This is a genomic window from Deinococcus radiopugnans ATCC 19172, assembly GCF_006335125.1.
Lineage (GTDB): Bacteria > Deinococcota > Deinococci > Deinococcales > Deinococcaceae > Deinococcus > Deinococcus radiopugnans.
In genome coordinates, this window is sequence record NZ_VDMO01000048.1 from 1 (window position 1) to 11,332 (window position 11,332).

12 protein-coding genes and 1 pseudogene are annotated in these 11,332 nt (G+C 60.8%); 8 read left to right on the top strand and 5 right to left on the bottom strand.

Going from position 1 to position 11,332, the window contains the following annotated elements; translation table 11 throughout:
- Positions 1–282: 282 nt before the first annotated feature.
- The 5 genes and pseudogenes from FHR04_RS20295 to FHR04_RS20315 form a co-directional block, all read right to left on the bottom strand.
- The gene (locus FHR04_RS20295; protein WP_139404995.1) at positions 283–981 is read right to left on the bottom strand and encodes a hypothetical protein; all 699 of its coding nucleotides are present in this window, start codon (positions 979–981) and stop codon (positions 283–285) included.
- 27 nt (positions 982–1,008) lie between these two features.
- On the bottom strand, positions 1,009–2,598 hold the full coding sequence (locus tag FHR04_RS20300; RefSeq protein WP_139404996.1) for a pyrroloquinoline quinone-dependent dehydrogenase: 1,590 nt from the start codon (positions 2,596–2,598) through the stop codon (positions 1,009–1,011).
- A 22-nt stretch (positions 2,599–2,620) separates the two neighbouring features.
- Positions 2,621–2,998, bottom strand: coding sequence for a c-type cytochrome (locus tag FHR04_RS20305; RefSeq protein WP_139404997.1), 378 nt, complete (start codon positions 2,996–2,998; stop codon positions 2,621–2,623).
- A complete protein-coding gene (locus FHR04_RS20310; protein ID WP_170214055.1) occupies positions 2,995–3,627 on the bottom strand; it encodes a TetR/AcrR family transcriptional regulator in 633 nt (210 codons plus the stop codon). Before FHR04_RS20310 ends, FHR04_RS20305 begins: the two co-directional genes overlap by 4 nt.
- Before the next feature lie 164 nt (positions 3,628–3,791).
- A pseudogene (locus FHR04_RS20315) lies at positions 3,792–4,686 on the bottom strand (transposase).
- Here FHR04_RS20315 and FHR04_RS21535 point away from each other — a divergent pair.
- The 8 genes from FHR04_RS21535 to FHR04_RS20350 all read left to right on the top strand — a co-directional run bounded on the left by FHR04_RS21535 (position 4,630) and on the right by FHR04_RS20350 (position 10,106).
- Positions 4,630–4,824: a hypothetical protein gene (locus FHR04_RS21535; protein ID WP_249039246.1), complete on the top strand. Its 195-nt coding sequence runs from the start codon at positions 4,630–4,632 to the stop codon at positions 4,822–4,824. The pseudogene FHR04_RS20315 and the gene FHR04_RS21535 overlap by 57 nt on opposite strands.
- Positions 4,825–4,969: 145 nt before the next feature.
- On the top strand, positions 4,970–5,248 hold the full coding sequence (locus tag FHR04_RS20320; protein ID WP_139404999.1) for a hypothetical protein: 279 nt from the start codon (positions 4,970–4,972) through the stop codon (positions 5,246–5,248).
- A 328-nt stretch (positions 5,249–5,576) separates the two neighbouring features.
- On the top strand, positions 5,577–6,155 hold the full coding sequence (locus FHR04_RS20325; protein ID WP_139405000.1) for a recombinase family protein: 579 nt from the start codon (positions 5,577–5,579) through the stop codon (positions 6,153–6,155).
- Between the two features lie 250 nt (positions 6,156–6,405).
- On the top strand, positions 6,406–6,792 hold the full coding sequence (locus FHR04_RS20330; protein WP_249039245.1) for a glycosyl-4,4'-diaponeurosporenoate acyltransferase CrtO family protein: 387 nt from the start codon (positions 6,406–6,408) through the stop codon (positions 6,790–6,792).
- Between the two features lie 418 nt (positions 6,793–7,210).
- Positions 7,211–7,462 (top strand): WGxxGxxG family protein, encoded by a 252-nt coding sequence (locus tag FHR04_RS20335; protein WP_139405002.1) that lies wholly within the window; start codon positions 7,211–7,213, stop codon positions 7,460–7,462.
- An 817-nt stretch (positions 7,463–8,279) separates the two neighbouring features.
- A complete protein-coding gene (locus tag FHR04_RS20340) occupies positions 8,280–9,026 on the top strand; it encodes a coiled-coil domain-containing protein (RefSeq protein WP_139405003.1) in 747 nt (248 codons plus the stop codon).
- Positions 9,027–9,352: 326 nt separating this feature from the next.
- The gene (locus FHR04_RS20345) at positions 9,353–9,766 is read left to right on the top strand and encodes a hypothetical protein (RefSeq protein ID WP_139405004.1); all 414 of its coding nucleotides are present in this window, start codon (positions 9,353–9,355) and stop codon (positions 9,764–9,766) included.
- Between the two features lie 67 nt (positions 9,767–9,833).
- Positions 9,834–10,106 (top strand): hypothetical protein, encoded by a 273-nt coding sequence (locus FHR04_RS20350; RefSeq protein ID WP_139405005.1) that lies wholly within the window; start codon positions 9,834–9,836, stop codon positions 10,104–10,106.
- Positions 10,107–11,332: the final 1,226 nt, after the last annotated feature.

The window sequence follows — 11,332 nt, forward strand, 5'->3', positions numbered from 1 at the left end:
GGAACTTGACGGATGAGCCACTGGCCAACCGATGTTTTGAATCACTTGCTGAACTCCAGGAAGCACTCGGTGAACGGTGTGCCTGGCTGGAAACCCAACCCGATCTCATCACGCAACACACCCTGTTCCACTGGTGGCCTCTCTGTACGAATTAATCGGAGTCCGTATTGGATTCATTTCCCACCGTCTCCGAATATATTCGAGCTTCGCCTAAATCAGTATCTATTCTGGTGAATACTCAAAGGCGGCCTCACATACAGGCCGCCCCTTTTCTCGCGCAGCTCAGCGGTAGCTGCTCAGATCGGACTTGATGTCGTACGCCTTACCTCTGCTGTCATCAAACTTGAAGGTAAAGGCTCCCTTCGTTGGTAAGTTCTTGATATCGAAGGTATAGAACACTACGCCCAGGTTCCGGGATGTCGCCTCACCACTGGGCAGGGTGAAGTTGTCGCGGTAGGGGCCGTCCACCACGGGTTTAGCGGTATACGTCTTCCCGGCAATGGTCAGGGTGGCGGGCTTGAAGAAGTCCAGATAGCTTTTCTGCTTATCGGGATTGGCCACGATCTTGTCAGCCTGATAGGCCAGTTGCCACTGCTCCTCCTCGTCGTCAACTGCAAAAGGACTGTGTGAGTACACCCGGAAGGTCAGCTTGCCCGCCAGGGTGCTCGCCAGCGTGCCCGCCCGTGCGTCGGTCATTGGTTTACCTTCCAGATTTGACAGATACGTTTCGTAGCGAATTTTCTCGAAGGGTGTCGCCAGCACGATGCCGTCTATTTCTGGGGTGTTGGGCCGCAGGATCACATCCTCGTTGTAGGCCTTAATCAGGTAATTGCCCAGCACATAACCGCTGTCTTTGACGTTCATGGCGTCGCCGTCACGCCTGGCCTGCGCAATGTCGGCCGCACTGAGATTGGGAATGATGGCCTCCGCCGAGCCAATCAACGCCAGGACTAGAAGAGTCAGAATAGGGGTTCGCATCATTCGTAACCTCGCTTCAGTAACCGCGCCTCACGGCAGGCTGTAGACGACGATGCGGGCTCCGGGATTCTTGACGCCGGCCGTGCCCTTGGACGTATTGCCAGCAGCGACGGCCATGTACTGCTTGCCGGAAATGTCAAAGGTAGATACGCCACCGCCGATAGGCGCCTTGTCGATGTTGTCCTTGAACAGCATCTTGCCGGTCTTGGCATCTAGGGCATAGAAATTGCCATCCATATCGCCCGACAGCACCAGATTCCCGCCCGTCGAGGTTACGCCGCCCACGATGCGAACGCCCTGAAGGTCGTAGCGCCACATCGGCTTGCCGGTGGCTGCGTCATAGGCTACCGTGCTCCCAATCGCCTTGTTGGCCGGATCCAGCTGCATGGAACCGCCGAAGAACAGCTGTCCCTTGATCAGCCGAACCTCGCCAAGCTTGACGACGCCACACCAGTCCACGGCGTTGTTGAACAGCACTTTCATGTCCGGATTGTAGGAGGGGCCTGACCACTGCGATCCGGCGCTGTAATTGGGACAGATGCGTTGACCCTCGCGGGTGGTGGGTTTTTCCTGATTGTCTACCTTGATCATGGCCTGCTTGAACACCTGCGACTTGTCGTCCTCGTTGTAACCGAACAGCCAGCCTGCCTTGGTCGCCACCGCCATCCGCTTCTGACCATCCACGGTGTACAGCACTGGCGCGGCGGAGGTGTCGTAATCCTTGTCGTCGTTGGGAATCTGCTGGTAGTGGTGGTTGTACTTGCCCGTGTCGGCGTTGAGCACAGTCACGGTGTTGGTAAAAAGGTTGTCACCTGGCCGGTACTGCGCCGCAAAATCCGGTGCAGGATTGCCCACTGAGATATAGAGCTGGTTGGTGTCGGTGTCCAGGGTGTAGCTGGTCCACATGCTGCCTCCACCCGTGACGGTGGACTCCGACCTCTTCCAAGTGTCCGCTCCAAATTCGCTGCCGGTGGGGATCATATCGAACTGCCAAGCCTTGTTGCCGGTCTTAGCATCAAAGGCGTACATCTTGCCCTTGATCCCCCAGTCTGCGCCGGCATCGCCGATAAAGACTTTGCCATTCGAATAGATCGGGGCGGAGCTCAAGAAGTAGCCCACGGTGGAGTCGTCGACTTTGGTGTCCCACAGCAATTTGCCAGTGCCGGCGTCCAATGCGATCAGGTGGGCGTTGGGCGTCCCCCGGTAAATCACGCCGTCGGCAATGGCCACGCCGCGGTTGGTGGTGAGCACGGAGGAGGTGTCCATCATGTACTTGTTGACCCACAGCGCCTTGCAGGTGCGGGCGTCGATAGCAAAGGTGCGGTTGGCCTGCGTGAAGAACAGCACGCCGTTATACATCTGTGGCGTGACCTGGAAGCCGCCGTCGTCGCCGGTTTCGTAAGTACAGACCTGTTTGAGCTGCGCCACATTGCCGGAATTGATCTGATCTAACGGGGAGTATCGTTGTGCCTTGTAGCCTTTGTTGTACATCAACCAGGAATCTGTGGCGTTATCTGCGTTATTCAGTTGATCCTGCGAGGGGCCAGTCACGGCCAGCGCCGATCCCAGCGAAAGTGCGGCACACAGTCCCAATCCAAGTTGCAAGGTTCCCTTTTTCATACCTTCCCTCCCTGTGCTCTGCTCACTTCTTGAAGGTGTATGACTTCAGGTTTTTGACAGCCAGCGCGTCCTTTCCGGGCTTAAAGCCATTTTCTTGCAGGATGTAGGCCAGGGCGTTCAGATACTCACTCTCCTTAAGGCCCCCTGGATTGGTCTGCGGCATGGTATGCGACTCGATAAAGAAGAAATCATCGAGGGTGTTTTGCGACCATTTTTTCAGGAAGTCCGTACCGGCCAGCTTGGGGGCGCCGCCGTTGTTAAGCTTCGCGCCGTGACACGCGGCGCACTGCGCTTTGTAGACCTTGGCCCCGGCGTCGGCCTGGGCCTTGGTGTAGGCGGGGGTGGCGGCCAGGGCAGGTCCCAGCAAACCAGCGGTCAGGGCGAGCAGAATTTTATTCATGGATCAACCTCCTCGTGCATGAGTGGTGAGGCGGCGGGCTGAAGGGTCGGCAGCAGAAGCCGCGTGACCTCCTTCACCGTCGCGGTCATGGACTTTTGATTGGCGTATAGCCGGGCGAAAAAGAAACGCTCGGTGATGGCGGCATACATCTGCGCCAAGCTTTCAGCGGGCATCAGGGTTGCAACATGCCCATCCCGTTGGGCAGCCTCAAACGCCCGCGAATAGATTGAGATGAATGGCAGCCGTCGCCCTGAATTCGAGGTGGGGTCATGGAGAACCAGCCGTGTCAGGGCCATGTCTTGAGTGAGTGTGGCGTATAGCCGTTGAACTCCTCCGCCCAGCCGCTGTTCCAGCGAGAGCGTGGGACGCCCTGACAGAATCCCTTCAGCCACATGGTGCCAGGTGTCTAGGGTCTGAGCGATCAATTCCTCGTAGGCGGCTTCTTTGCTGGGCCAGGTGCGGTAAAACGACGGCTGGGTCAGCTGTGCGGCAGCCACGATGCTGCTGACTTTGGTGCCGTGCAGCCCATGTGCGGTGAACTCCTGAAGGGCTGCCGCCCGCAGTTTTCGCGTGTTGCGCAGATGACGCCTCGTTTGTGGGTGAAGTTCGGGATGGGTGTCGCCCTCCATACCCCTCAACCTCCTCTTTTTGTAGGCGTTCATCCTAAGTCCGGGTAGATGTACTCTCAACCCCAGTATGAGTACCTCTAGGTCAAAATGAAGAAGATATGAGGACGCCTGACATCGTTCAGAAAAGTCGGTCACCAGCACGTTGTAGATGTGTCTGTGAGTGCTCAGTAGCTGATCACTTCAGTTTCCGGCTGTCCCAGTGCGAGAAAATGTTGTATCAAGACGCGTAAAATCTCGCCAATTCTCTCGGTGGCACACCGCAGCACATGGCGCAATTCTTCCGAGCCGTAGCGAACCAAGCTCATAGCATTGTGGCCGTGGGTCAGCACCCGGATCGGTTTGGCCTCGTGGCGCCAAACGCCCACCCGGAGACAAGCCAACCAGGCCAGGGTCACCAGACTGAACATTTGTTCCAACCGTGTGGGGTCCGTGTCTCCGGTCCGTTCCAGATTGAAGCCCCGCGACTTTTGCGAGCCAAACGTGGACTCGATGGTCCAGCGAAGCTGGTACAGCTGCCACGTTTCCCACACGTGAAAGTCCGCCGCGATGATGACCAGGTCACCCGCAGGTGACCTGGTGGCCACCACCCGTATGGATTCACCGAAGACCGTGGTCCGCTCCGCAATCATCCGGGACTGACCGGGTTGCAGCTCCCGAAACCACTCGGCACCGATGAACTCCCGGTCTGCCACCAAGCCCAGGAGTCGCAACACCAGTCACATGCGCGTCCGAGTGTCGCTGTTGCCCGTGTGATCCAGGGGCACCCAGACGAGCGGAATCGTGAAGTCGTGGACCACCGCGCGCAGGACCAGCAGATTGAGCGGAGCGTCCCCGCGTTCCCAAGTGCGGGCAGGCATCCTCGTGGAGAAGGAGTAGCCCCATACGGGTGCTATCTCACGACGACAGTCCGTCTGCCCAAGAAGGTGCGATCCACGCTCATCAGGATCTTGCCTGGAGGGAGGTGGACCAGCAACAGGGTCAGGAAGACCGGAGCTGCTCATCGTGGACGGCGCATTCCACGCGCCGTTTCTTGGCCTCGGGAGAACTGGGACCGGGCAAATGCGGAGCGAGATCGCGGTGGTTGACGCTCTGCGCCATGATCATGGCCAGAACGACATCGACGGCACGCTGATGCGTGTCGATGCGGAGCGAGGGGACGCAGGCTTTGAAATGGGTGGTAAGTTCGCTCGCCTGTGAGGCGGCGGGTTTTGGTGGCTTCACACCTCAAAACACCGCCATTTTCCGTTTCTGTCGAGCAACAGACCAGAAGCTGGCTTTTCTGGCGTCTGAGACGGCTACGAACGAAGTTGTCAGCTACTGAGGAAGAAGAGTACACTTGTCTATGGACTACGTACTCGTAAGGATTCAGGATGGCACCGAAGTCGGCCATGGCATGATTCTGGCCTCTGAGTGCGCGACGCTTGAAGAAGGCGATAGTGTCACAATCATTCAACACGGCAGTTCATCTGACCAGCAACTTCAGTATCAGATTGTCGACGACTCCTCGGGTCTCCAGTACCTGGCAGAACGGGGCACGGGCGAAGGTGGACACGAAGGTACATACGAATATATGGTGCGCCCACTTCATCCTTGGAGTGACGAAACATCCAATACGCGTTAAGCGTTTTGTGTCCAGTCAGCGAAGGTTTCACTTGAGAGTGGTCTCCCGCAGCTGCACTGTTGTGATCAAGTCATCCACAGAGCGTTCAGACAGGGACATCGTTGCAGCATCAAGCGGCAGTCCTTGCTGTGTGCCACATATCGCACGATCTTCAGGCGCAGCTTGCAGGCCTCGGCGTCCTGTCGTATTTCGGGGTGGTTGATCGCTGCTCCTTCAGCGTTCGGAGCTCTAGGACCGTTCGCGCTGCTGCTGGCGCTGGTTTTCCCGGTTCTCGCTGTGACTGCGCTCTCCTGACAGAATCTTGGACCCTCACCTGACAAGAGATCCCATGAGTACCCCGAACAGAGGCCATCGTCTCGGCTACGCCCGCGTCTCGTCCGAGGACCAGAACACCGTCCGTCAACTGGACGGCCTGAGCTTTGACAAGGTCTTCACCGACAAGGTCAGTGGTGGGAAGGCCAACCGCCCTCAGTTGACCGCTCTGCTCGGTCATGCCCGTAAAGGGGACACCGTGGTGGTGCACAGCATGGACCGCCTGGCCCGCAATCTCGATGACCTGCGCGCCCTGGTCAATCGGCTGACAGAGAAGGGGGTACGCGTCGAATTCATCAAGGAAGGCCTGACCTTCCCCGGGGAAGACTCGGCGATGTCCCGGCTGCTGCTGAGCGTGATGGGGGCCTTTGCCGAGTTCGAGCGTGCCCTGATCCGCGAGCGGCAACGTGAAGGCATCAAGGCGGCCAAGAAGGCGGGGGTGTACAAGGGACGCAAAAAGCTCCTGAGCGCTGCCCAGGTCACTGACTTGCGGCAGCGCGCCGAAAGTGGCGAGTCGAAGGCCAGCCTCGCCCGGGACTTCGGAGTCAGCCGGGAAACCGTCTATCAGTACTTCAAGGCCGCACCGGACGCATAAACTGGACACCGGGCGCAGACCGCGCTATGCTGTGCGACATCAAAGGCGACCTCCGGGTCGCCTTCTTTATGCCAGCCTCCACTCCACGCCCGATACTCAGCGCCGAGGTCAAATGATCAAATGGGGACTGGCCAGTGGCCTGACGGTGGCGCTCGCGCTCTGGACGAGTCTGCTTCTGCCCGTCGGCGCGGCCCCAGCGTTTTCTTTCGCCTGGCTCGTTCACTGGCTGCTGATGATCGTGGCGGTCAAGATGGTCCCGCAGGTTCTTCCCAGGACTGCTGGACCCCTCACCCTCACCGTGGGACCAAATGAGCCCAGGTGGTCCCGGAGACTGGGGGTCCTGGCCTTCAAGCGGGTCCTTGATCTGACTGGATGGAACCGGATGATTCAGAAGGCCAGAGGCTACAGCGGAAAGCGGGGGGAACTTGCCAGACTGGCCGAGGAAACCTGGCGTTCCGAACTGGGCCACGCCTGGGCGCTCCTGACCACCTTTCTGATCGCTATTGCACTGTGGTCCTCGCGGTCAGATGTGGTTGGTGGGTTGCTGGTGTTGGCGGTCCCGTTGCACGTCTACCCCATCTTGTTGCAGCGCCTGCTGCGCTGGCGCATTCAGCAGCTTGGTGGGGCTACACCTTAAAGCGGGTGCTCGCCGAGTTCACGCAAACCATAAGGCCCAGGCCTGACTTTCCATCACTGACAGACTCTCCATTTCGATGATCCAGAGCAGTCAGACCTCTTCTGTCGCCACAGCTTGTGAACGCCCCCACACAAGGTGTTATGACCTGCATATGCAATTGCATTTGGCGTGCCTACAAGGGTCTACGCAGGGAGGGGGTGCATAAGCCTCCCACTTGCACCTTAAGGCAACAGTTGTCAGGAGGTCCGGCGCAAACCGCAAGCGCCGAAGCGACCTGCCCATGAGCGAAAACACCCTACTGCCTCTCCCCATTAAGGAGAAGTGAGGCTCAGGTCAACAGTGGCTATGCCAACAAAAACGGCTGGGTGTGGGATTGTGCACGAGCGTAAGAATTCACACTCTTGCAGGAGGTTCACCCATGAAACAACACGTGAAAACAACCCTGCTGGTCCTGGCCTTCGGCCTTGCTTCCATGCCTGCTCTGGCACAGGACACCACGACGGACACCACACCAGACACCGCAACGACGGACACCACGGTGACGACGCAGAACGATGACAATGGCACGGACTGGGGCTGGCTCGGCCTCCTGGGACTTGCCGGCCTGGCAGGCCTCCGTCGGCCAGCACCCACCGTCGTTCACCGGGATCAAACGGCACCACCTCGCTAAATGATCTTCACCCACAGGCGGCCTCCGGGCCGCCTGCTTTCGTATGGCCAAGACCTCAAGTGCATGCCGCCGGCGGCTGGACCGTGTGGGAGCGCCGGAGGCGTTGTCCTGCCCATCCGCTGCATGCGCCCCAGGGCAGCACCTCGTTACCATTCCGCAGGCTGACCCCTTTTGCCGGGCTGCACCTGGCGCACCTCCAACTTTAGAGTGGAGTATGAGCCAATTGGATCAATTGCTACAGGTTCGTCACCAGCGGCAGGCCACGGTGGCGGCCATCCAGCAGACCGAGGCATGAATCAAAGCCCACTGCGACACCCACCCCACCGCGTTGGCAAAGTGCGTGTCGCTCTACATCAGCTCCACGAACCTCCAGACGATCCCTGAACTGGCCAACATTGAGGTAGAGGCCCAGGCCTTCCTCCTGCATCTCCAGCGCGGGGCGTAGGCCCATCGCCCGCCCACCCGTACGATGTCGCCAGCGTGCTGGCCAGCGGCACCACCCGCACCGTCAGCCTCAAGGCCAGTGACGACACGCCCCCTGAGCACGCCCTCAGCTAGCGCCTCAGCCTCAGGAGCGGCTCTCGCCTCTGGTCACGCTGCCCCTGACCACCCTGCACCGCTGGCCGCACGTCCGACTTGCAAAGTTCTCAGGGGTCAGGCCCACATCGGAGCCTGACCCCGCCTGCCGCGCAGGGGTCAACCCCCGTGCTCTGCTCGCCAGCAGCGACGCCCTCAAGCCCGCAGTCACCCTCGGCTGCGTTTTGGTGGCTTAGCTGGCCCACTCAGGGCGCAGGCCACCGGCCCGCTAACATGCGGTATGTCCCCTCAAGACGAGCATCCCTTGCCGGAGGAACTCGACGCCCGCACCGAACGGGCCTCGTTTTCTGCCGCACGCCACCATGTCGGGGAGGCCGGGCTGATCCAGCTCGACACCCTCGAACAGATCATCCACGCCGGACGGGAGCAGATCGTGGTCACGCAGGCGCTGCGCCAGGTGGTCACCGCCACCCTGAAGCAGCTCCACGCCACCCCGCCGGGGCAGCTCAGTGCCCTGACCCAGCAGCACCGGGCCAACCTGGAAGGCATCGTTCAGTCGGGACGGGCACAGATCCAGATTGCCCACCGCCTGCGCCTGACCATCCAGGAGACCCTGGCGCAGGTTCGCGAAACGCCGCTGGAGCAGATCAGCGGCCACCTGCTGAACACCCTGAGCGAGTCCGTGCACCAGCAGGTGCAGGACCTCGAGGCCATCATCGGGGCCGCCGTCGGGCAGGCGGACTCCCTGGAGCAGGTGGCCGGGCTCGAGCAGGTGGGGACGCAGGCCGCCGCTCGGCTCCAGCAGATGGAGCATGACCGGGGCGAGCACGAACTAATGAAGTTGGAGCGTGAGGCCGCCGAGACGCTGGGGCGCATTCGCGAACTGGAGCGGGCAGGACAGAGCCAGGCGCAGCGCAAAAATCAGTTGCTTGCGGAGGCACAGACCGCCGAGGCGCGCATCGCAGAGTTGGAGCAGGCCAGCGCAGAGGACCAGGCGGAGACGGCCCCGGAGGATGCCCAGCAGTAGAAGGCGGGGCAGCGGAGCGCTTGGACGCCGCCATCACGGCTGGCCTCACCTTGACCCAGCGTGCATCGGACGCTCTCTGGTTCAACATCACAGGCGGCCCAAGCAGTCGCCTTCTTCTTTGCGGCCCAGGGCCCACCTGATTTTGTCGAGCCCGCACGGGCCGCCTGAGCGGGGGTGCACCCGTCCCTTAGGACTGAATGGTCAAAACGATAATTCGGTCCTAAGGGACATTAAGCCAACGGCGGCTCTTGGGCATGCTCACCCTTCTAGGCTGCCTGGCAGCCGCGTCTCCGCTGCGGCTCAGCGTGGCCCTGGAGGGAACCCTGATGACCGTTGATCATGACGCCCTATTCAGCGCTTGGAAGGTCGTGACCGAGCTGGCCGACGGCCTGCTTGACCCCATCGACACGCCAGAGCGTCATGCCGCTGCCTTCAAGCTCGAAGAGGTGACGTGGGCGGCCCAGCGCGCGCGCCCGGAGCTGAGCAGCCTGTTGAGGCTGCTGACCGAGAACATCCAGAACTACGAGGCGGTGGCCTTTCCGCAACCGGTGCGTTCACCGGGTCAAGTCCTGGCCAGCCTCATGACGGTGATGGACCTCTCCCCCTCTGCACTCGCACAGTCCACCGGCATCGGCATTGAGGAGCTGGACCGCCTGGTGACCGGGCAGCAGGACTTGACCCGGGCGCAGATGCATCTGCTGGCGGAGCGCCTTCACGTCGATCCCCTGATCTTCCTCTGAGGCCAGGGGCATGCCCCTGGCCCCCTGGGTCACAGTGCCGTGACTCCTGCGGGCCTAGCTTTCGGTCATGGATGTGCCCCAGCCCGTGCTGCTCCTGGTGGTGCCCGCCGAATGGGAGGCGGTACCGGAAGGCGTCACCGAGCTGCGCCGCTGCCTGGGCGAGGACTACGGGGGCGTGCTGACCCTCAGAATGGCCCGCACGCCCCTGCACTCCCCGCTGGCGCATTACTGCGGGCTGTGGGACCGGGCCGAGCTGCGCCTGGCGCGCCGTGACCTGACCCCACGCATCGAGGCCGCGTTTTTCAACCTGGCGTGGCTAGAGCTCGAGGGCGTGGGCTGATGTGCGGACGGGCGGAGATCGACTTCGGTGGACCTTGAGGCGTGGCTGAACGTATCTTCACAGCAGGCCCGCGCCGCCGGCCTGAGCAGCTGGCCGCCGCGCATCCTGACCGTCACCCCCGTGTGATCCGTGGCTCAGACGCTGTGGTCAGCTGCCTTGAGGGGACACGGCCAGGAGCCCCCACGTGCGAGTGCTTCTGGAGGCAGGTCCCCGTTGTGGGGGGAACACGCCGGACAGAGCTGATGCGCTGGGGTGCGTCTTCCTGAACCAGCGCCGCCACACTGACCGTACTGAGTGAAGCGCGGGCGGACGGGCACGCCGCATCACCCCACACCCCGTGCACACCTGTGTCATTGCCTCAAGTCGCTCGAATTGATGGGAACAGGTCTGGGCCCGCAGATACACCAGGTACGCCAGTCCTTCAGCCATGTCGGGCGTGGGGCCCACACCAGTGAAGAACGGGTGGTGGCGCTCATCCGGCCACTCTGTGCCTGTGAGGTAGAACGTCATCGTGCACTCCGTGATTTTGTGAATCTCCGCGTCTATGGTGACCAGCCGGGTGTGACTGCCCACCTTCCGACTCACGTTCTTCCATTCCATGAGTCAATATGATCACGTTAGCTTAAGGTAAGTCTCACGCTTTCTTCACATCGTTTAAGGCAGCGCGGCAGGACTCAAGCGAATTAGGAACCCCATCTCGTGCCTGATCGGTCTAGTGGCCACATGTGATCCCCTGCGCCCGCTGCTGGACTTCTTAATGCGCGCGGAATGCAGCGCCTCTGAAGTGCCAAACCATCTGAGCATCAGCTTGCAACGCGCCCACTCCCTGCTGGGTAAACTGATCCAGGTGAACATCGCCGTGATCGAGCGGCAAGATGCCCGTGCGGGCCGAGCCATCAAGCGTTACCGCATGCCGGGGCGCTGATTCATCTCTTACGAAGTGGCGGGCGCGGAGACGCTCGAGGCCTTCGCCTCGGCCCAGCTCATGCCCCGGCTGGAAACATTGATCGGCCACAGTGCCCGTGTTTTGCGTAATCGTTCGCCACACTGGGGCTTCTGGCTGGAGAACAGCGTGCAGAACGTGAGCCTGTTGATCGGCGATCTCAGTAGCCGACAACTTCATTTTTTAGTCGTCCCAGACGGCGGGAAGGTCACCTTCCGGTCTGTCCCTCGACAGAAACGAGAAATGGCGGTGTTTTGAGGTGTGAAGCCACCAAAACCCGCCG